The sequence below is a fragment of the Bradyrhizobium sp. USDA 4449 genome (assembly GCF_054056275.1).
In genome coordinates this window covers 2,423,533-2,444,680 of record NZ_JBSRYD010000001.1, presented here as the reverse complement: position 1 = coordinate 2,444,680, position 21,148 = coordinate 2,423,533, and the positions used below count along the sequence as shown (strand labels likewise).

Below are 21,148 nucleotides of genomic sequence, written 5' to 3'. Positions count from 1 at the left end.
ATCGGCGGCAAGAAAAATTGGGCAGCAAGGAACGGAGAGGCGCCTATTGGCGCAGCATGATCAGGGGATCGGCGGTATCGGGAACCCGGCGCCATTGCGCATTGTCGTCAGCCTCGAACTGCCAGACCTCGCCTGATTTCGACATCAGGATGATCTGGCCGCGCTCGAGACGCCATTGCGTCGGGTTGAACTGGGCGATCGCCGCATCGCATTTCGGCTTGAGGAAGACCTGGAAATTGTCCTGATCGGCTTCCGTGTTGGTCAGCGTCAGCCCGCAGATCGGCTGGCCGTTGCCGCGCACCATCGCCCAGTCGCCGATCATCTGGTCCATCGACTTGGCCATCGAGCGCGCGGCAGCGAGGTCCTGCAGGATGTAGACGCCCTCGCCCTGCCGCAGGCCTTCGAAAATGCCGGCCTCGACCTCGGTGAAGTCGATCACGGATTCGCCCGATGCATCCTGCAAGCGGACGATGTCGAGGCCCTTGATGCTCCAGGCGACGATGTCCTTGGTGAAGGGCAGCGCGGTCTTGCAGGCCGGCTCCAGCTCCAACTTGAAGCCCTGCGCCACGGGATCGCCCTTGATCGTGACGACGCAGGTCTTGCTGCGCTCCGTGGTCGAAAGCTCCCACTGCCCGATCATTTCCTTCTTCAGGGCCTTGGCATCCTGCGCATGTGCGATGCAGAGCGAGGCCAAAGGGGCCACGACGGCGAATGCAATGACCCGAAGAACCGACATCAGCGCCCCTTGAACGGCGTTTCGACGACCGGCGTCAACGGCGCCTTGCCGGAGAACCACGACTTGAGGTTGTCGATCACGAGCTGGTCCATCGCATTGCGCGTCACCACAGAGGCCGAGCCGATATGCGGCAGCAGCACGACGTTCTGCATGGTCTTGAGCTCATCAGGCACGTTGGGCTCGGCCGCGAACACGTCGAGGCCGGCGGCGAGGATGGCACCCGATTTCAGCGCCTGGACCAGCGCCTGTTCGTCCACCACCGAGCCGCGCGCGACGTTGACCAGCACGCCGCGCGGGCCGAGCGCCTTCAGCACTTCCGCATTGATCATCTTTTCCGTAGCAGCGCCGCCAGGCACGATCACCATCAACGTGTCGACCGCCTTCGCCATCTCGATCAGATCAGGATAATGCTCGTAGGAGACCTCCTTGGACGGATTGCGGGAATGATAGACCACCGGCACCAGCGAGGCATCGAGCCGGCGCGCGATGGCCTGGCCGATCCGCCCCATGCCGACGATGCCGACCTTGCGGTCGCGCAACGAGCCGACGCTGAGCGGATAGTTCTGGCTCTGCCAGAGGCCCGAGCGCACGTAGCGGTCGGCCTTGATGAATTCGCGCACGGTGGCGATCAGCAGGCCCATCGCGACGTCGGCGACCTCCTCGGTCAGCACGTCAGGCGTGTTGGTGACGATGATGTTGTGCTCGGCAGCGTATTTGGCGTCGATATGGTCGTAGCCGACGCCGAAGCTTGCCACCATCTCGATCTTGGGCAGCTGCGACAGCGAATCCTTGTCGGCGCGGACGGTGTGATAGGTCACCGCGACACCGCGGATCCTGTCGCGGATCGCCGGCGTCAGCCGCTCCAGGTCGCCGCGTGTCTCGGCCTTGTGAACGACGAACTGATCGGAAAACCCGTTCTCGAGGATCGGCCGCACCGGCCCATAGATCAGAAGGTCGATCTTGTCGGACGAAATCGAACCGGTAGACATCAGGCTTCCTTTCCAAGCGCGCTCTCGTGCCAGCGCCGTAAAACGAGGTGGGAAACTAGCGCCAGCACCCCATAGATGACAATCCCGGCCAACGACAACAAAAGCAGCGCTGCGAACATGCGGGGTATGTTCAATCGATAGCCCGACTCGGCGATCCTGTAGGCAAGGCCGGAGCCCGCACCTGCAGTTCCCGCGGCGATCTCGGCCACCACCGCGCCGATCAGCGAGAGCCCGCCGGCAATGCGCAGCCCGCCCAGGATATAGGGCAGCGCCGCCGGCAATTTCAGAAAGCGCAGCGTTTGCGGCGGCGAGGCGCCGTAAAGCCGGAACAGGCCGGCGAGATTGCGGTCGACCGAATTCAACCCGAGCGTGGTGTTCGACAGCACCGGGAAGAAGGCGACGATGAAGGCGCAAACGACAACCGCCGTCTGCTGCTCCAGATAAATCAGGAGTAACGGCGCGATCGCGATGACGGGTGTCACCTGGAGCACGACGGCATAGGGGAACAACGAATATTCGACCCATTTCGACTGGTTGAACAGCAACGCCAGCGCAACGCCGCCGATGCCCGCAGCGATGAAGCCTTCGAGCGTCGTCAACAGCGTGACGGCGAGCGATTGCGACAGCACCGCCCAGTCCTTGATCAAGGTCAGGAAAACGAGCGACGGCGCCGGCAGGACGTAAGGCGGGATATCCCTGATGCGAACCACGAGCTCCCAGGCCGCGACGCCGGCGGCGAATACGGCGATCGGAAGTACGAAGCGCATCGCGGCTTGCCCGCCTGATGGCTTTGCGGGAATGGCGGCTTGCGCGTTCATAGCATCGACTGTCCCTGATACGACGGCGCCAGCGCGGCCGAGACTTTCCGGCAATAATCGGAATAGGCCGCCGAGGTGCGAAACTCCTCGCTGCGCGGTTCGACGGTCTCGATGCGGATGTCCGCCTGGATGCGGCCCGGCCGCGCCGTCATGACCACGACGCGCTGCGAGAGATAGACGGATTCGAACACCGAATGGGTGACGAAGATGATGGTCTTGCCAAGGCTGCGCCACAACGCGAGCAGATCATTGTTGAGGCGGAAGCGCGTGATCTCGTCGAGCGCCGCGAACGGCTCATCCATGAGAAGAATGTCTGGATCGGTGACGAGCGCGCGCGCGAGCGACACCCGCATCTTCATGCCGCCGGACAATTCACGCGGGACGGCGTCGGCGAAATCGGCAAGCCCGACGCTCGCCAGCGCAGCGTCGGCCCGCGCCCGCCCTTCGGGATTCGAGACGCCGCCAAGCCTAAGCGGCAGCCGGACGTTCTCGCGCACGCTGGTCCAGGGCATCAGGGTCGGCTCCTGAAACACGAAGCCGATGCCATGGCCGGGCTGCGGCGGGCCTTCATGGCGCGACATTCGTACCGTGCCCGATGACTGCGCAGTGAGACCCGCAATCAGCCTCAACACCGTCGACTTGCCGCAGCCGGAGGGTCCGAGCAGCGAGATGAACTCGCCCTTGCGCACGGCGAGATCGAGCGGACCGAGCGCCATGACGCCGTTGTCATAGACCTTCGTCACGCCGCGCAGGCTGACGGCGAGCGCCGTCAGGCTCGCCTCGACGCCTGACGAAGGTTTGGGTGACGACATCAACGCTCGCGTTACGGCTTGGCGGGGCGCAGCTCGACCCCGACGCCCTTGTTGACGAAACGCAGGGTGTAGGACTTGCGGAAGTCGAGATCGCCTTTGACGACGCCCGCCTTCACCATCTTGTTGAAGAAGGAGGTGTAGCGGTCGTCGCTCATCGCGCCGATGCCGGCGTTCAGGCTGTCGCCGGAATCGACGATGCCGTATTCCTTCATCTTGGCGACGGAATAAGCGAGCAGATCGTCGGTCATCTCCGGGTTGAGCTTCTTGATCATGGCGTTGCCGGCGGAATTATCGCCGTAGATGTAATTGTACCAGCCGACGATCGAGGCATCGACGAAGCGCTGCACCATATCAGGCTTCTTCTCGACCACGTCGCGGCGGGTCTCGATCAAGGTCGAATAGGTGTTGAAGCCGGCATCGGCGAGCAGGATCACGTTCGGTTTGAAGCCGGCGGCCTTCTCGACCGCAAACGGCTCTGACGTCACATAGCCCTGCATCGCGCTCCTGGGATTGGCGATGAAGGGCTGCGGGTTGAAATTGTAGGGACGGACGTTCTTCTCGCTGAAGCCGTATTCGGACTTCAGCCATTGGAAGTAGCTGCTCATGCCCTCCTTGGAGACGAACAGCGTCAGCGGCTTGAGGTCCTGGATCCTGGTGACCTTCGCGTCCGGCTGCGACAGCAGCACTTGCGGATCCTTCTGGAACATCGCAGCGATCGTCACCACGGGGACGTTGTTGGCGACCGCGTCGAACGACATCAGCGTGTTCGCGGCCATGAAGAAATCGATCTTCCCGGCGATCAGCAGCATCCGGTTGTTCTCGTTCGGTCCGCCCGGAACGATGGAGACGTCGAGCCCGTACTTCTTGTAGGTGCCATCGGCGACCGCCTGGAAGAAACCACCATGCTCGGCCTCGGCGACCCAATTGGTGCCGAAGCTGACCTTGTCCAGGGTCTCGCTGCGCGCCGGCAGGACCGATACGACAGTGGCCAGCAAGCCCGCCGTTAACGCTCGCCGCAGGTGGGAGGGGCTCATGAATGCACTCCGTCGATCGTGTCTGGCCGATGTGAAAGCAACGCGATAGAACCGCAAGGGGACGCTGGCCGGCCGGGCCCGCGTCCCCTGATACCCCAAACTACGTGACAAATTCGGGCAAAGAAACCTCGATGACGCCTTCCCGCGACTGGACGGAGATCCGCTGGGCCGATGCCAGCCGCACGGATATTTCGCGTTGGATCGCGGTGCTGCCGCTGGCGGCAACCGAGCAGCATGGCCCGCATCTGCCTGTTGAGACCGACGTGCTGATTGCCGAGGCCTATCTTGCGCGCGTGCGGGAGGTGCTGCCTGCGACTGCCCCCGTGACATTCCTGCCCGTTGAACCCGTCGGCATCTCCACCGAGCATATCGATTATCCGGGCACGCAAACGCTGCCGACAGAGGTGGCGCTGAAGCGATGGACAGGGATCGGGGAGGAGGTTGCTCGACGCGGCGTGAAAAAGCTCGTCATCATCACCAGCCATGGCGGCAACAGCGCGGCGATGATGCTGGTGGCGCAGGATCTTCGCGCGCATCGAAAACTATTCGTGGTGACGACGTCGTGGTCGCGGCTGTCGGGTGCGGACAAACTGTTCCCGGCAGATGAAGTGCGCCACGGCATTCACGGCGGCGCGGTCGAGACCTCGATCATGCTGTCGCGCTATCCAGACCAGGTGCGCGCCCGTGCGATCGCGGATTTTCCCGCGAGCAGCATCGCGATGGAAAAACAATATCGTTGGCTGTCGACGCAGCGGCCTGCGCCGTTTGCCTGGCAGGCGCAGGATCTCAACGCCAGCGGCGCCGTCGGCAATGCGACTCTGGCCGTCGCCGAGAAAGGCGAACAGCTCCTCGACCAGGGCGCACGCGCGTTTTGCGAGCTGCTTGACGAGGTCGATAACTTCGACGTGACCAGGCTCGCCAAGGGTCCTCTCGGCTAACTCATATCCAGCTGTAATCATTCGACAAATGACAAAGTCCGGAACCGCCTGAGGCGGCTTCGAACCTGATACGGCAAGGCTCCGTCCAACTGGGCACGCGGACCACAACGGACCGCCTTCAACCCGGATGGAGTTTCAGATGTCGATCAAGACCAGAATTGCCGCACTCGCGCTCGCTGCCCTCGCCGTGACCGGCAGCATCGCCGCCACCACGTCGCAGGCCGAAGCCAAGCCGCTCGGCTGGGGCTGGGGTGTCGGCGCCGGCATCGCCACCGCCGCCATTGTCGGCACCGCGATCGCCGCCAGCAACGAACCCTATTACTACGGTTATCACCGCTGCGGCTGGGTCGCCCAGTACAACGCCTTCGGCCAGTACGTCGGCCGCGTTCGTACTTGCTACTGACTCTGAGTATTTGAGGCCGATCTGACGTGGATCCTGCGTCCGACACGGGCGCCTCATCCACCCCGTGTCGCGCCCCGACCCCGCCCGGCTGTCCCCCCGGGCGGGGTCATCCTTTTTTGACGTCCGGGAATTTGTTGCAGTCCCGTCACACAATGATGCGAACCATCCTTCGCGACATCGCGCATTAGTTGCTATTGCGAATTATTAGCAATAAGGTTCGCAACAAGCGCAGGGACTTGGCACGATCCTGGGGTGAAATCGCTCCGGCACGAGCTCATCTCGTCAGGTCGCGTAAACGGCCAAGACCCTGATGACAGCATCGCCGCGAGTTGGCAGGGATGTCGGGCGGGGCGGTTGGGGCACGGTCGCGACTGGGGGCGCAGATTTTGACGTTGAGAGGTCACCGTTACAGGTCTTTGCGGACGGCGGCGGCGATGGCTTCGGGCGTGCTCGCTTTGCCGACTGCCAGCCACGCCGCCGACCTGCCGTTGAAGGCGCGCGCCGCGAAAACCGTCTACGACTGGACCGGCTTCTATGTCGGCGGTCATGTCGCCTACGGCGACGCGAGTTTCGGGCCCGGCTCCAATCCCCTGCCCGAGCAGGGCGCGCTGCTGCCTCATAGCGCGACCGGATTCAGCGGCGGCTACCAGCTGGGCTACAACAGGCAACTTTCCAATCGCGTGGTGCTCGGCATCGAGGCGGATGCGACGTTCACAAGCCCGACGGATGGTCCGGCACTGGCGCGTTCACCGGTGCCGTTCAACACCACGATGGACTATGTCGGCACCGTGCGTGGCCGCGTCGGCTATGCCTTCGACCGCTTCATGCCCTACGTCACCGGCGGCGTTGCCTGGGGCCACACGCACATCAACGTCAACGACACCGACGGTGTCTCGCCGCTCTTCCCGGTCGGTCACTACCAGGCCGGATGGACTGCGGGCCTCGGTCTCGAATACGCCATCAGCGGCAACTGGACCGCCAAGGCGGAATACGAATATGTGGACCTCTCGCGCAAAACTTACGACCTCAGCGGCTTCGGTCTCGGCACCGTCAACGTCGATCCGCGCACTCACCTGTTCAAGCTCGGCCTGAACTATCAGGTCGGCGATACGCCGTGGATGCCGGCGGCCGGCAAGCCCAAAGTTCCGGAATCCGACGACTGGAACGTCCACGCGCAGACGACCGTGCTGCCGCAAGGCTATGGGCCGATTCATTCGCCCTATGCGAGCCCGCAGAGCCTGCCGGGCGGCGGCCAATTCCAGGAGACCTGGACGACCACGGCCTTCCTTGGCGCGCGGCTCTGGGACGGCGGCGAATTCTATTTCAACCCCGAGCTCGCGCAGGGCTTTGGTCTCAACGGCACGCTCGGCCTCGCCGGCTTCTCCAATGGCGAAGCGCAGAAGGCCGGCGCGGCATTCCCCAAGATCCGCGCGCAGCGCTACTACCTCAAGCAGACCTTCGGGCTCGGCGGCGAGCAGGAAACGGTCGAGGACGGGCCGAACCAGCTTGCCGGCAAGCACGATGTCGACCGCGTCACCTTGATCGTCGGCCGCTTTGCCGTCGGCGATTTCTTCGACGGCAATTCTTATGCGAAAGACCCGCGCGCCGACTTCATGAACTGGGCGATGTGGTCGTCAGGAGCCTACGACTTCCCGGCCGACCTGCCCGGCTATACCCGCGGCGCGGTGGTCGAGCTCAACCGCAAGGATTGGGCCATCCGCGCCGGCCTGTTCCAGGTGCCGTCCGCGCCCAACAGCGACGTGCTGACGTTCAAGACCGGCGGCTCGGTCGTCGAATTCGAGGAGCGTCACACGATCCTCGAGCAGCCCGGCAAATTGCGCGTCGGCGTCTTCGCCAACAGCGGCAATACCGCCAACTACCGCGAGGTCCTCGATCTGGCGGCAGCGAACCCGGGACTCGATATCAACGCGATTGCCAACGCAGATCAGCGCGACCGGCTCAAATACGGATTCTACGTCAATCTCGAGCAGCAGATCGTCAAGGACGTCGGACTGTTCGCGCGGGCGAGCTGGAACGACGGACAGAACCAGATCCTGTCCTTCACCGACATCGACCGCAGCCTGTCGGGCGGTTTGTCGATCAAGGGCAGAAGCTGGGGACGTCCCGACGACACGATCGGCATCGGCGGTGCCATCAACGGCCTGTCATCCGCACATCGCGACTTCCTCGCGGCGGGCGGCACCGGTCTGTTGATCGGCGACGGCCGGCTCAACTACAGCCCCGAACGCATCCTCGAGGCCTACTACAATTATCAGGTGATCAAGGGCGTGACGATGACCGCCGACTATCAATTGATCACAAACCCGGCCTATAACGCCGATCGCGGACCGGTCTCGATCTTCTCGGGCCGGCTCCACGCCGAGTTTTAGCCCCAGGATTGTTGCCCAGAGGCGGGCCCATGAAGCCGAGAGATATCCGCACGGCCGCGCTCGGCCGGGCGCTGCGCCCCAATATCTGGGATGTGGTCGCACTGATCCTCGTGATCGGCGCCATGGTACTGATCGTCTATGGCGGCGAGCAGACCACCGCGCCGCTGTCCGAGCTTGAGCGCACGCCTGTTTCGCTCGATCCGGCGAACCTGCCGCTCTACGCGCTGCGCACGGTGCTGCGCATGCTGCTTGCGATCGTCTGCTCGACGGTCTTCACCTTCATCTACGCGGCGATCGCGGCCAAGAGCCGGCGCGCGGAGATGGTGATGATCCCGGTGCTGGACATCCTCCAGTCCGTGCCGATCCTGGGCTTCCTGACCTTCACTGTCGTCTTCTTCATGAATCTATTTCCGAGCCAGGTGCTCGGCGCTGAACTGGCCTCGGTGTTCGCGATCTTCACGAGCCAGGCCTGGAACATGACGTTCAGCATGTACCAGTCGATGCGCAACGTACCGAAGGACCTGGAAGAGGCCACGCAGAGCTTTCATCTGTCCGGGTGGCAGCGCTTCTGGCGCCTTGACGTGCCCTTCGCGATGCCGGGACTGATCTGGAATGCGATGATGTCGATGTCGGGCGGCTGGTTCTTCGTCGTCGCATCGGAGGCGATCACCGTCGGCAATACCACCGTGACCCTGCCGGGCGTCGGATCCTATGTCGCGCTCGCGATCCAGCAGCGCGATTTGCCGGCGATCTTCTACGCGATCCTGGCGATGCTGCTCGTCATCATCGCCTATGATCAATTGCTGTTCCGCCCCATCATCGCCTGGGCCGACAAATTCCGCTTTGAGCAGACCGCGTCTGGCGAGCCACCCACCTCATGGATGCTGGACCTGTTTCGCCGGACCCGCGCTCTGCGTGCGGTGACGCTGCCCTTCTCCGCCATCAATCGCTTCGTTTCGAATTTGCGCATCTCGCTGCCCAGACCGGGGGGATCGACGAAGAGCAAAAGCCAGCCGTCTCGACTGATCGACGGGCTCTGGCTTGCCGTCATCCTCGCCGGCACAGCCTACGCGGCGTGGCTGACCTACCGCTATCTTTCGGCCAGTCTTGGCCTCGGCGACGTGCTCGTCGTGATCCGCGACGGGCTGATAACCCTGCTGCGCGTCGTTGTCCTGATCAGCCTTGCGACCTTGATCTGGGTGCCGATCGGCGTCTGGATCGGCTTGCGTCCGAAACTGGCCGAGCGCATCCAACCATTGGCACAATTTCTCGCCGCGTTTCCCGCCAACCTTGCCTTTCCGGTCTTCGTCGTTGCCATCGTCAGCTTCAAGCTCAACCCGAACGTCTGGCTGAGCCCACTGATGATCCTGGGCACGCAATGGTACATCCTGTTCAACGTCATCGCCGGCGCCAGCGCTTTTCCGAGCGATCTGCGCGAGGCCGCGAGCAGCCTTCATCTCGGCGGATGGCGCTGGTGGCTGAAGGTGATCCTGCCAGGCATCTTCCCATACTACGTCACCGGCGCGATCACCGCTTCCGGCGGGTCCTGGAACGCATCGATCGTCGCCGAAGTCGCCAGCTGGGGCGACACGCATCTGAACGCCAGCGGGCTCGGCGCTTATATTGCATCTGCGACTGAAGCGGGCGATTTCCCGCGTGTCGTTCTCGGGATAGCCGCGATGTGCATCCTGGTGACGTTGTTCAATCGTCTGGTCTGGCGACCGCTCTACGCCTTCGGCGAGCGCCGCCTGCGGCTCGGCTGACGAGGAGTTCATCATGCTCGATCACCCCCCTGCGCTCATCGACATCCGCGGTGTCTGCCGGTCTTTTCCGAAGGGCAGCGGCGAGCAGCTGCTGGTTCTGGAGAAGGTCGACCTGACGATCCGCTCCGGCGAGATCGTCGGCCTGCTCGGCCGCTCGGGCTCCGGCAAATCCACGCTGCTGCGGATCATCGCCGGCCTGATCGCTCCGTCCACGGGACACGCGACCTGCCGGGGCGAGGTCATCGCGGGACCGCCGAACGGCGTCGCCATGGTGTTCCAGTCGTTCGCGCTGTTTCCCTGGCTGACGGTGCTGCAAAACGTCGAGCTTGGGCTGGAGGCGCTTGGCGTCGATGCTGCCGAACGGCGCAAGCGCGCGCTGGCGGCGATCGACCTGATCGGCCTCGACGGATTCGAGTCGGCCTTTCCCAAGGAATTGTCGGGCGGCATGCGTCAGCGCGTCGGCTTTGCCCGCGCGCTGGTCGTGCATCCGGATCTGCTCCTGATGGACGAACCATTCTCGGCGCTCGACGTGCTCACCGCCGAAACGCTGCGTACCGACCTGATCGATCTCTGGGTGGAAGGGCGCCTGCCGATCAAATCGATCCTCATGGTGACACACAACATCGAGGAGGCGGTCCTGATGTGCGACCGCATCCTGGTGTTTTCGTCGAACCCGGGACGTGTCGCCGTGGAGATCAAGGTCGAGCTCGCGCATCCGCGTAAGCGGCTTGATCCGCATTTCCGCCAGCTCGTCGACAGCATTTATGCCCGCATGACCCAGCGCGCCGAACCCAAGGCGCCGACAATCGAAGGCATCCCCGGCACCGGCGTCGGCATGACCCTGCACCATGTATCGTCCAACGTCCTGTCCGGCCTGATCGAGACGTTGGCGGGCGCGCCCTACAACGGACATGCCGACCTGCCGGTGCTGGCGAGCCAGCTTCGGCTCGAGGCCGACGAAATCCTTCATCTCGGCGAGTCGCTGCAATTGTTGCGCTTCGCCCAGCTCAGCGAAGGCGATTTGATGCTCACCGACGCGGGCAAGCGCTTCGCCCATCTCGAGACCGACGCGCGCAAGACGCTGTTCGCCGAGCATCTCGTCACCTATGTGCCGGTGATGGGATTGATCCGTCGCGTGCTCGACGAACGGCCCTCGCATACCGCGCCCGCGGCCCGGTTCCGCAACGAGCTCGAAGACTACATGTCGGAGGATTATGCCGACGAGACGCTGAAGACGGTGGTGTCGTGGGGGCGCTATGCCGAGCTGTTCGCCTATGACGAGCAGTCGGAGACATTCAGCCTCGAAAACCCCGGCGAAAGCTCCTGAGCCCACCTGCGACAATTTCGTCGGAACCGGGCAGGCGCGCTTCGGATTCATATATAACGGGCTTGGCCCGGTCGACCGGATGTCCCCTCTCCCCTGCGCGCAATGTTGTCTGTCGAACTCATCATCGTCGTCGTCCTGATCGTCATCAACGGCCTGCTCTCCATGTCGGAGCTGGCCGTGGTCTCATCGCGCCCGGCGCGGTTGTCGCTGCTCGCGGCCAAGGGCGTGCGCGGTGCCGAGCGCGCACTGACATTGGCTGCGGACCCCGGAAAGTTCCTTTCGACCGTGCAGATCGGCATCACGCTGGTCGGCGTGCTCTCCGGCGCCTTCTCCGGCGCGACGCTCGGACAGCGGCTGACACAATGGCTGCTCGAGCTCGGCCTGTCCCCGGGCATTGCCGATATCGTCGGCGTCGGCATCGTCGTCACCATCATCACCTATGCGACCCTGATCGTCGGCGAACTGGTGCCGAAGCAGGTCGCGCTCCGCGACCCCGAAAGCATCGCGGTCAAGGTCGCGCCGGCGATGCACGTGCTGGCGCGGGTCTCGCTGCCGCTGGTGTTCCTGCTCGACGTCTCCGGCAAGCTGATCCTGAAGCTGCTCGGCCGCGCCGGCAAGGCCGAGGAGAAGGTGTCGGAGGACGAGATCCATCATCTCGTCAGCGAGGCCGAGAGCGCGGGCGTGCTCGAGCCCGGCGAGAAGGAGATGATCGCCGGCGTGATGCGGCTTGGCGACCGCCCGGTGGGCGCGGTGATGACGCCGCGCACGGAGGTCGACGAGATCGACCTGAACGACGATCGGGCAGCGATCCAGACGATGATCGCCAAGAGTCCGCATTCGCGCTTCCCCGTTTGCGACGGCGATCGCGACAAGCCGATCGGCGTGCTCCAGGCCAAAGATCTGCTGATTGCCTACATGCGCGAGCGTGCGCCCGATCTGCGAGCGCTCGTGCGCGAGACCCCGATCATCCCGGCGTCGGCGGATGCGCGCGACGTGCTCGCGATCCTGAAGGCGGCGCCCGTGCATATCGGCCTCGTCCATGACGAGTACGGCGCGTTCGAAGGCGTGGTGACGGCAGCGGATATTCTGGAGTCGATCGTCGGCGCCTTCCACTCCGAGGAAGGGCCGCCGGAGCCCGCCTATGTCAGGCGCGCGGACGGCTCGCTGCTCGTCTCCGGCTGGATGCCAGTCGACGAGTTCGGCGACCTGCTCGGCGTCGAGCTGCCGCCCCATCACCGTTACAACACGGTGGCTGGCCTCGTGCTGCAGCAGTTCACCGTGCTGCCCGACGTCGGCGACGCATTCGAGTTCGCCGGCTGGCAAATCGAGGTGGTCGATCTCGACGGCAGGAGGATCGACAAGATTTTGGCGAGCCGGGTGAATGAGCTGGAGACGGGGTAAGCGAGCTCGCGCCGCCTCACCCGAACTTCACGCCGATCCGCTTTTAAGGTGCAGCCGGCTCGCGTCTGGTTGACGTCGGGATCGGGCGGTTTCATGCGGTGGACTATCCTCCCTCAGAGCGCCGGCTGAAACGACGACGCCTGCGCCATCCGCCAGGCGTCGCGGAACCGCGGGTCTTCGGTGCCTTCGAGCAGTTCGCCCGGGCGGAGCGCCGGATAAAGCTGGGCGAAGGACCGCACGTCTGTCGTCGAGGTGCGCTGGGTGAAATGGATCGGGCGCAATTGCTGCGGATGCTCCAGGCCGGCCGCGGCGATCAGCTCGGTCAGCGAATGCAGCGTGGCGTGGTGATAATTGTGCACGCGGTCGATCTTCAGCGGTACGTAGAGCGCGCGCGCCCGCGTCGGATCCTGGGTCGCGACCCCGGTCGGACAACGGTCGGTGTGGCAGCTCAGCGACTGGATACAGCCGAGCGAGAACATGAAGCCGCGCGCCGAATTGCAATAGTCGGCGCCGATCGCCATGGCGCGCGCCATGTCGAAGGCGGTCGCGATCTTGCCTGACGCGCCGATCTTGATGCGGTCGCGCGCATTGATGCCGACAAGCGCGTTGTGGACGAAATTGACGCCCTCGCGCATCGGCATGCCCAGATGGTCCATGAATTCCAGCGGCGCCGCTCCGGTGCCGCCTTCATTGCCGTCGACGACGATGAAGTCGGGATAGATCCCGGTCTGAAGCATCGCCTTGCAGATCGCCAGAAACTCCCAGGGATGGCCGATGCAGAGCTTGAAGCCCGCCGGCTTGCCCCCGGAGAGCCTCCGCATCTCGGCGATGAACTCCATCATGCCCGATGGCGTGGAGAAGGCACGATGCGAGGCCGGCGAGATGCAATCCTCGCCCATCGCTACGCCGCGGATCTTGGAGATTTCTTCCGAGACCTTCGCCGCCGGCAGCACGCCGCCATGGCCGGGCTTGGCGCCCTGGCTGATCTTGAGCTCCACCATCTTGATCTGGTCCTGGCTCGCGACGCGCGCGAATGCATCCGGATCGAAGGTGCCGTCGCGATGACGGCAGCCGAAATAGCCGGAGCCGATCTCCCAGATGATGTCGCCCCCCATCTCGGCGTGATAGGGGCTGAAGCCGCCCTCGCCGGTGTCGTGGGCGAAGCCGCCCTTCTTCGCGCCGGCATTCAGCGCTCGCACCGCATTCGGGCTGAGCGCGCCGAAGCTCATCGCCGAGATGTTGAAGACCGATGCCGAATAGGGCTTTGCGCAATCCGGCCCGCCGATCGTGACGCGAAACTTCTCCTCGGCATGCGCCTTCGGCGACACCGAGTGATGCATCCACTCGTACCCCTGGCGATAGACGTCCTCCTGCGTCCCGAACGGACGCTTGTCGAGCTGCATCTTGGCGCGCTGATAGACCACCGCGCGAATGTCGCGCGAGAACGGCATGCCGTCTTTTTCGCTCTCGAAAAAATACTGCCGCATCTCCGGCCGGATTTCTTCCAGCAGGAAGCGGATGTGCGCCGAGATCGGATAGTTGCGCAGAACCGCATGGCCCTTCTGCATGAGGTCGCGGACGCCGAGCAGCGTCAGGGCGCCGAAGATCGCGATCGGGACCAGCAGGATGTCGAAGATCCGGCGGTCCGCGATGGCGATCCCGATCAACAGCGCGGTGACCACCGCGCAGATCGTCAGGATGATGAAGCGAGGCGAGAATGGAAGCAGCAGGGTTTCCATGATCCCCTCTTGCGCCAGCGGCAGGCGCTTGGGTGAGGGGGAGTTGGACGCTTCCTGCGTGTTGTTGTCGGCCACGATTGCCATCCTCTCGCCAGCATGAGGCGATACGATACGCCTACCCCTGTCATACGGATATGACGCAGCGCTTGTTTCAGGCTAGCGAATTCGGCCGGGACAAATCAATCAGCCCGATGGGCGGGCCTTTTGCAGTGCAGCAGGACCGGGATGGGGAGGGCTACGCGGTCGTCCCGGCGAAAGCCAGGACGACGCGGAGAGGACCAGGCGTGGCTTAGCGCTCGACGAACGCCTTCTCGATCACGAAATGGCCAGGCTTGTTGCCGCTTCCTTCGACGAAGTCGCGACCTTCGAACATCACCTTCAGCTCTTCCAGCATCGCCGGGCTGCCGCACATCATGATGCGGTCGGTCTCGATGTCGAGCGGGCCCTGCCCAATGTCGTTGAAGATCTGCTCGGAGCTGATGAGGTCGGTGATGCGGCCGCGGTTGCGGAACGGCTCGCGGGTCACGGTCGGATAGTAGATCAGCTTGTCCGCGAGCAGCTCGCCGAACAGCTCGTCCTCGCGCAAACTCGCCACGAGCTTCTCGCCATAAGCGAGCTCGGAGACCTGGCGGCAGCCGTGCACCAGCACGATGCTCTCGAACTGATCATAGACCTCGGGGTCCTTGATCAGGCTGGCGAACGGCGCAAGGCCCGTGCCCGTCGAGAGCAGCATCAGACGCTTGCCGGGGATGAGATTGTCGGTGATCAGCGTGCCGGTCGCCTTGCGGCCGACCAGGATGGTGTCGCCTTCCTTGATCTTCTGCAGGCGCGAGGTCAGCGGACCGTCCTGCACCTTGATCGAGAAGAACTCGAGCTCTTCCTCGTGATTGGCACTGGCCATGCTGTAGGCGCGCAACAGCGGACGGCCGTCGACCTCGAGACCGATCATCGCGAACTGGCCGTTCTGGAAGCGGAAGCCGGTGTCACGCGTCGCGCGGAAGCTGAACAACGTGTCGGTCCAGTGCTGGACGGAAACAACTTTCTCTCGGTAAAACGCGCTCATGATTTTCGATATTCCGAATGACTGCGGTTTTAGGGCAAAAGCGTTGCCCGGCCCCGAGAACGGGGCGGACACCATTGCCATGGCGGAGGATTTCGCGTGTTTGATCTACGCCATCGAGACCAATAATCAACCTCGTTCCGGGTGCAATTGATGCCGCGCCATCATGCATTTGCGGCGGAATTGGTCACAGCATTAACGGATCTGCTGTCGGGGGCCCGCAGAGGGCAATTTCTTTTCCCTTGCGGGTGCAATTGCAGCACTTAATTTCCCTCGCGCTCGCGAGAATTTCATTAAGAATAGCTCTGATTTTCACCCGGCTTGGCGCCATTTCCCGCATTTCCGCGGCTTTTGGCGCCTGGGACGACGACGACATGGCAACCAGCGAGCGGATCTTCGTCCAGGCCATCAAGGCCTATGGTGCGCGCCACGGCATCGACGTCGATGTCCGCGCCGGCGGCTGGCTGATCGCGATGCGTCGCGGCGAGATCCGCCGCTTCGCCTTCGGCTATGACATCGGCCTCAACAGCGCGATTGCACACCGCCTCGCCAACGACAAATCGGCGACGGCAGAGGCGCTGTGGCTTGAGGGCGTGTCCTCAATTCCGCATCATCTCTTCCTCAACCCGAAGCTGGGCAAGGATGTTGTCGGGCCTGACTGGCGAAATGCAATGCTTGAGCTGCTCCGCGCCCACCCACAGGGCGTGGTCGTGAAGCCGAATGAAGGAACATCGGGGCGCTCAGTGTTCAAGGTCACGACGGAGGCCGAACTCGACCACGCTGCGAGCGAGGTTTTTTCGATGAGCGTCGGCCTCGTGATCTCGCCCTACCTCGCGATCGCGGAAGAGATCCGTGTGATCCTGCTCGGTGATGTGCCCCTCGTGGTGTACAGCAAGCACCGTGGTGCGGATTGGCGGCACAATCTCGATGCCGGCGCAAAGCCGGTGTTGCTGGAGGATGGCGAGGTTCGAACCGCGTGCGTGAAGCTCGCGATCGATGCCGCGCGCTCCATCGGCATCACCTTTGCGTCAATCGACGTCGTGCGTGTGGACGGCTCCTGGCGCGTGCTGGAAATCAATTCCGGCGTGATGATGGAGGCGCTGGGCAAGCTGCATCCAGAGCTTGTGCAGGCGACGTATGATGCGGCGCTGGATCGGGTGTTTGGGGGAAGCTAGCGACCGCGGAGCCTTACCCTCCCCTGGAGGGCAAGGAAGACTGTGGCTAATTATTCGCGCTCGCGGAATCGTCCATCGCCTTGAACGCTTCCTCGAGCTGCAGCGAGATCGGCACGTTCATTTTCTCGCCGGTGGGCATGCGCGCGATGAACCATTTGTTGTAGAGCGGCACGAGATCGTGGTTGGATCCGAGCTTGCGGAATGTGCGCTCGACCACGGCGGCGAGCTGCGGCTCGCCCTTGCGGAACATGATGCCGTAGGGGTCGTAGGACAAATAGTCGCCGGTGACGCGGAACTTGTCCTGCGACTTGTGGCGCACGATCAGGCCCGAGAGCAGGATGTCGTCGGTCGCGAACGCATCGGCCTTGCCGTCGGCGAGCATCTGATATGACTGCTCGTGATCGGCGCCGACGACGATGTTCAGCCCCAGCGCGGACTTCTTCTCGGCCGCCCGGATCGCCTGCTCGTTGGTGGTGCCCTTGGTCACCACGATGGTCTTGCCCTTCAGATCGGTCAGCTGTTGGACGCTGGAGGCCTTCGGCACCATCAGCTTGGTGCCGGCCACGAACATCAGCGGCGAGAAGGCGACGCGCCTGCCGCGCTCGGAATTGGCGGTGGTCGACCCGCATTCCAGATCGATCTTGTTCTGGAGCACCGCATCGATGCGATCATCCGAGGTGACCTTGACGTACTCGATCTTCAGATCGGGGTCGTCGACCTCGACCCCGATCTCCTCGACGATGGCCTCGCACAATTCGAGGCTATAGCCGATCGGCCGGCCCGCCTGGTCGAGGAAGGAGAACGGCGGCGAGCTTTCGCGATAGCCGAGCCGCACGGTATGCGCATTCTTGATGGCAAGCAGCGTCGGGCTAAGCCCTTCGCTGCCGGTCTGGGCGGAGGCTGCCGTCAGCAGGCAGGCCGCCAGCAACAGGCCGCTCGAAATCGCCGTCAAAGGGCGCATGACGCACTCCCGTCAGTGGCCGGCCATCGCAGGCACTTCGCCCGGCACCATGTCGCCGGGTACGGCATCGCCTGGTCCCATCGCGTGCTCGGGCCCGAGCTCGCCTTCCCACTTCGCAACCACCGAGGTTGCCAGCGTGTTGCCGATCACATTGGTGGCGCTGCGACCCATGTCGAGGAAGGTGTCGATGCCCATGATCATCAACAGGCCCGCTTCGGGAATGTTGAACTGCGACAGCGTCGAGGCGATCACGACGAGGGAGGCACGCGGCACGCCGGCAACGCCCTTCGACGTGATCATCAGGGTCGCCAGCATCGCGAGCTGTGTACCGAGCGGCATGTCGATGTGGTAGCTCTGCGCAATGAAGATACTGGCGAAAGTGCAGTACATCATCGTGCCGTCGAGGTTGAAGGAATAGCCGAGCGGCAGCACGAAGCTCGAGATCCGCGACGAGGCGCCGAAGCGGTTGAGGCCTTCGAGCGTCTTCGGGTAGGCCGCTTCCGAGCTCGCCGTGGAGAACGCGATCATCAGCGGCTCACGGATCAGTCTCAGGAGATGGCTGTAGCGCGGCCCGATCACGATGAAGCCGACGATCACCAGGATACCCCAGAGCAGGAAGAGCGAAAGATAGAAGCCGCCCATGAATACGATGAGCTTCCAGAGCACCAGCAGACCGTTCTTGGCGACGGTCGCCGTGATCGCAGCCCACACCGCGAACGGCGCGAACATCATCACATAGCTCGTCACCTTCAGCATGATGTGGCCGAGATCGTCGATCAGGGACAGGATCTGCTTGGAGCGCTCCGGCAGCGCGCCCATCGCCACCGAGAAGAACACGGCGAAGATCACGATCTGGAGGATCTCGTTCTGCGCCATCGCGTCCGCGATCGAGGTCGGGATCAGATGGGTCAGGAATTTTTCGATCGAGAAGGCGGACACCGGCAGGCCGGTCGATTGCGCCTTGTCCGGCAGCGTACCGGGAAAATTCGCGCCGGGCTGAAGCAGGTTGACCATGATGAGGCCGAGCATCAGCGAGACAAAGGACGCGCTGACGAACCAGCCCATGGTCTTGGCGAAAATACGCCCGAGCTTCGCGCCCGAACCCATATGGGCGATGCCGCCGACCAAGGTCGCAAACACCAGCGGCGCGATGATCATCTTGATCAGGCGCAGGAAGATCACGGCGATCAGGTTGATGGAGGCGGCCCAGTCGCCGCGCGTCTCCGGCATGAAATTGTAGATCGCCGAGCCCATGATGATGCCGAGCACCATCGCCGCCAAAATGTATTGCGTAAACCTGTTCGACATTGACAATCCCCACTGCTCCGGCCGCTTCATGATGTCGCAGATATGACAGCGACGCAACACGCTTTGCGTGCGGCCGATCGAGGTCGATGTTCCGGTTGCGAAACCGAGCGCGCCGATCTAGCTTTCATGCAGCGCACAACGGATGCGGCCTGCATGTTTTGTTTGCGGCAAGTGCATCAATAATCGTCAAACAATCAAAAGGGGGAACGCCATGACGGGAAGCGTCAATCGCCAAATTCTTCTGGTGGAGAAGCCCAGCGGCAAGCTCGGTCTCGAGCACTTCAAGATGGTCGAGGGCGCGAGGCCCGAGCCGAAGGATGGCGAGGCCTTGCTGCGCGTGCGCTACATCTCGCTCGATGCCGCCAACCGCGCCTGGATGCACGGCGCAACCTATCGCTCGGCCGTCGAAGCCAACAGCGTGATGGCCGGCGGTGCCATTGCCGAGGTCGTGAGCTCGAAGGCCGAGGGGCTTGCGGCCGGCGACATCGTGTTCGGCGACACCGGCTGGCAGGAATTTGCCGCAGTCGCGGCAAAGCATTTGACGAAAATGCCGAAGCTCGAGCCGATGACGCATCTGCTGAGCGTGTTCGGCATCGCCGGCCTCACCGCCTATTTCGGCCTGCTCGAGATCGGCAAGCCCAGGGAAGGCGAGACCGTCGTGGTCTCGGCCGCCGCGGGCTCGGTCGGCTCGATCGTCGGACAGATTGCCAGGATCAAGGGATGCCGCGTCATCGGCATCGCCGGCGGAGCGGACAAGTGCCACTGGCTGACATCCGAGCTCGGATTCGATGCGGCGGTCGACTACAAGGACGGCGCGGTGTTCAAGGCACTGCGCGCGGCCGCGCCAAAGGGCATCGACGTCTATTTCGACAACGTCGGCGGCGACATTCTCGAAGCCTGCATTCCACAGATGAACAATTACGGCCGCATCGCCTGCTGCGGTGCGATCTCGCAGTATGACGGCGCGCCTTCCGCGCACGGCCCGCGCGGCGTGCCCGGCCTGATCGTGGTGAAGCGGCTCGTGATGCAGGGCTTCATCGTGATGGACTACATGACGGAGAGCGGGCGTGCGCTCGCCGACCTCCAGGCCTGGGTCAAATCAGGCAGGCTGAAGGTACAGGAAGACGTCATCGACGGCTTGCAGAACACGCCGCAGGCGCTGATCGGATTGCTCGCCGGCGAAAACCGCGGCAAGCGGATGGTGAAGCTGTGACGACGTAGTTACGTCGCAATTAAACTGATAATATTTGCTCGCGGTGGCGGCCAATGCGGCCAAGATATACGCGCGGCATCGCCCGCGATGATTGTTTGCATCAGCTTTAATTGAGCGTCGGCGTTGCCGGCAGGGCAGGAATTGATCCAAATGTTCAACGTCTTGAAACATGCATCAACGCGTCGCGCGTTGTTCGCCGCAGCACTCTTCGCATCTGCAACAAGCGCATTCGCGCAAGCGCCGACCGAGGCACAGAAGAGTGCCATCCGCTCCGCATGCCGCTCGGATTTCATCGCGCATTGCTCGAGCGTAACGCCTGGCGGCGTGGAAGCGTATCAATGCCTCCAAAGCCACATGTCGAGCCTGTCAGCGGGCTGCCAGACCGCGGTTCGTGCGGTTGAGCCGGCGGCTGCGCCGAAGACCGAAGCTGCGCCGGCGAAGTCCGAACCGGCCAAATCTGAACCGGCCAAATCCGAACCGGCAGAAACTGAGGCGGCCCCCGCCGCCGAACCCGCGGCGAGGCCGGCGGCAGAAGCCGCTCCGAAGGCTGCCGCAGCCAAGAAGCCAGGCAGCGCGCAAATTGCCGCGGTCAAGAGCGCGTGCCGCGCGGATTACCCCAGGGTTTGCGCCAGCGTCCCGCCGGGCGGCGCCCCCGCGCTGGAATGTCTCGAGAGGAACAAGGCCAAGGTATCGCCGGCTTGCGAGAAGGCAGTGGCCGCTGTGGCCGGCGGCAGTGCCGCAGCGACAACAGCAGCACCGGCGACTGGTGCTGCAGCACCGGCGGCCGGAGCAGCACCGGCGGCCGCACCAGCTGCGATAGTTCTGCGCCCGCTGCGGCCGCGCGAGGAGTTGTTCGTCATCCGCTCTGCCTGCGGCGCAGACATCCGCTCGCTCTGCGCGGGTGTCCAGCCCGGTGATGGACGCGTGGTGCAGTGTATCGCCGGCAATGCGGCATCGCTGTCGCCCGCCTGCAAGGACGTGCTTGCACCATTCGCGGCGCGATAGGCGCCGCGTGCTGTTGAATTTTCCTGCGCCCGCGATGATCAATCTTCTGCCGATCAGCGATTTCAGTGACGACAAG

General features: G+C 63.6%; 19 protein-coding genes. 9 read left to right on the top strand and 10 right to left on the bottom strand.

Features of this window, described 5'->3' with window-relative positions:
- Positions 1 to 43 precede the first annotated feature (43 nt).
- Genes ACVIIW_RS11575 through ACVIIW_RS11555 form a run of 5 tightly spaced genes read right to left on the bottom strand, consistent with a single transcriptional unit; the run spans position 44 to position 4,389 of the window.
- A complete protein-coding gene (locus ACVIIW_RS11575) occupies positions 44 to 736 on the bottom strand; it encodes an AprI/Inh family metalloprotease inhibitor (protein ID WP_456700863.1) in 693 nt (230 codons plus the stop codon).
- Positions 736 to 1,725 carry a 2-hydroxyacid dehydrogenase gene (locus ACVIIW_RS11570; protein WP_456700862.1) on the bottom strand — a complete coding sequence of 330 codons (990 nt, stop codon included), beginning with the start codon at positions 1,723 to 1,725 and terminating at the stop codon, positions 736 to 738. Before ACVIIW_RS11570 ends, ACVIIW_RS11575 begins: the two co-directional genes overlap by 1 nt.
- Positions 1,725 to 2,543: an ABC transporter permease gene (locus ACVIIW_RS11565; protein WP_456700861.1), complete on the bottom strand. Its 819-nt coding sequence runs from the start codon at positions 2,541 to 2,543 to the stop codon at positions 1,725 to 1,727. Before ACVIIW_RS11565 ends, ACVIIW_RS11570 begins: the two co-directional genes overlap by 1 nt.
- A complete protein-coding gene (locus ACVIIW_RS11560) occupies positions 2,540 to 3,355 on the bottom strand; it encodes an ABC transporter ATP-binding protein (RefSeq protein WP_456700860.1) in 816 nt (271 codons plus the stop codon). The genes ACVIIW_RS11565 and ACVIIW_RS11560 overlap by 4 nt, the downstream gene beginning before the upstream one ends.
- Positions 3,356 to 3,366: 11 nt before the next feature.
- Entirely contained in the window at positions 3,367 to 4,389 is a 1,023-nt protein-coding gene (locus ACVIIW_RS11555) for an ABC transporter substrate-binding protein (RefSeq protein ID WP_456700859.1), read from the bottom strand.
- Between the two features lie 131 nt (positions 4,390 to 4,520).
- Between ACVIIW_RS11555 and ACVIIW_RS11550 the strand changes: the two genes are divergently transcribed.
- From ACVIIW_RS11550 to ACVIIW_RS11525, 6 genes are all read left to right on the top strand, one after another.
- A complete protein-coding gene (locus ACVIIW_RS11550) occupies positions 4,521 to 5,327 on the top strand; it encodes a creatininase family protein (RefSeq protein WP_456700858.1) in 807 nt (268 codons plus the stop codon).
- A gap of 139 nt (positions 5,328 to 5,466) precedes the next feature.
- On the top strand, positions 5,467 to 5,730 hold the full coding sequence (locus ACVIIW_RS11545; RefSeq protein WP_456700857.1) for a hypothetical protein: 264 nt from the start codon (positions 5,467 to 5,469) through the stop codon (positions 5,728 to 5,730).
- A gap of 434 nt (positions 5,731 to 6,164) precedes the next feature.
- A complete protein-coding gene (locus tag ACVIIW_RS11540; protein WP_456700856.1) occupies positions 6,165 to 8,120 on the top strand; it encodes a carbohydrate porin in 1,956 nt (651 codons plus the stop codon).
- Between the two features lie 29 nt (positions 8,121 to 8,149).
- On the top strand, positions 8,150 to 9,883 hold the full coding sequence (locus ACVIIW_RS11535) for an ABC transporter permease (RefSeq protein WP_456700855.1): 1,734 nt from the start codon (positions 8,150 to 8,152) through the stop codon (positions 9,881 to 9,883).
- Positions 9,884 to 9,896: 13 nt separating this feature from the next.
- A complete protein-coding gene (locus tag ACVIIW_RS11530) occupies positions 9,897 to 11,210 on the top strand; it encodes an ABC transporter ATP-binding protein (RefSeq protein WP_456700854.1) in 1,314 nt (437 codons plus the stop codon).
- A 102-nt stretch (positions 11,211 to 11,312) separates the two neighbouring features.
- Complete coding sequence (locus ACVIIW_RS11525; protein WP_456700853.1) at positions 11,313 to 12,611, top strand: hemolysin family protein; 1,299 nt, start codon at positions 11,313 to 11,315, stop codon at positions 12,609 to 12,611.
- A gap of 113 nt (positions 12,612 to 12,724) precedes the next feature.
- On the opposite strand, the gene ACVIIW_RS11520 is transcribed toward ACVIIW_RS11525, so the two are convergent.
- Positions 12,725 to 14,434, bottom strand: coding sequence for an FMN-binding glutamate synthase family protein (locus ACVIIW_RS11520; protein ID WP_456700852.1), 1,710 nt, complete (start codon positions 14,432 to 14,434; stop codon positions 12,725 to 12,727).
- A 205-nt stretch (positions 14,435 to 14,639) separates the two neighbouring features.
- Positions 14,640 to 15,413 (bottom strand): ferredoxin--NADP reductase, encoded by a 774-nt coding sequence (locus tag ACVIIW_RS11515; protein ID WP_456700851.1) that lies wholly within the window; start codon positions 15,411 to 15,413, stop codon positions 14,640 to 14,642.
- A gap of 371 nt (positions 15,414 to 15,784) precedes the next feature.
- Between ACVIIW_RS11515 and ACVIIW_RS11510 the strand changes: the two genes are divergently transcribed.
- The gene (locus ACVIIW_RS11510; RefSeq protein ID WP_456700850.1) at positions 15,785 to 16,585 is read left to right on the top strand and encodes an ATP-grasp domain-containing protein; all 801 of its coding nucleotides are present in this window, start codon (positions 15,785 to 15,787) and stop codon (positions 16,583 to 16,585) included.
- A gap of 46 nt (positions 16,586 to 16,631) precedes the next feature.
- Here the strand turns inward: ACVIIW_RS11510 and ACVIIW_RS11505 are convergent, their stop codons facing one another.
- Both ACVIIW_RS11505 and ACVIIW_RS11500 read right to left on the bottom strand, forming a co-directional pair.
- The gene (locus tag ACVIIW_RS11505) at positions 16,632 to 17,546 is read right to left on the bottom strand and encodes an amino acid ABC transporter substrate-binding protein (RefSeq protein ID WP_456700849.1); all 915 of its coding nucleotides are present in this window, start codon (positions 17,544 to 17,546) and stop codon (positions 16,632 to 16,634) included.
- Positions 17,547 to 17,558: 12 nt separating this feature from the next.
- Positions 17,559 to 18,854 (bottom strand): dicarboxylate/amino acid:cation symporter, encoded by a 1,296-nt coding sequence (locus tag ACVIIW_RS11500; RefSeq protein WP_456700848.1) that lies wholly within the window; start codon positions 18,852 to 18,854, stop codon positions 17,559 to 17,561.
- A gap of 211 nt (positions 18,855 to 19,065) precedes the next feature.
- Here ACVIIW_RS11500 and ACVIIW_RS11495 point away from each other — a divergent pair, with 211 nt between their 5' ends.
- Entirely contained in the window at positions 19,066 to 20,067 is a 1,002-nt protein-coding gene (locus tag ACVIIW_RS11495) for an NADP-dependent oxidoreductase (RefSeq protein ID WP_456700847.1), read from the top strand.
- Positions 20,068 to 20,075: 8 nt separating this feature from the next.
- Here the strand turns inward: ACVIIW_RS11495 and ACVIIW_RS11490 are convergent, their stop codons facing one another.
- Positions 20,076 to 20,360: a hypothetical protein gene (locus ACVIIW_RS11490; RefSeq protein ID WP_456705360.1), complete on the bottom strand. Its 285-nt coding sequence runs from the start codon at positions 20,358 to 20,360 to the stop codon at positions 20,076 to 20,078.
- Here ACVIIW_RS11490 and ACVIIW_RS11485 point away from each other — a divergent pair.
- Positions 20,257 to 21,072, top strand: coding sequence for a cysteine rich repeat-containing protein (locus ACVIIW_RS11485; protein WP_456705135.1), 816 nt, complete (start codon positions 20,257 to 20,259; stop codon positions 21,070 to 21,072). The genes ACVIIW_RS11490 and ACVIIW_RS11485 overlap by 104 nt on opposite strands.
- Positions 21,073 to 21,148 lie beyond the last annotated feature (76 nt).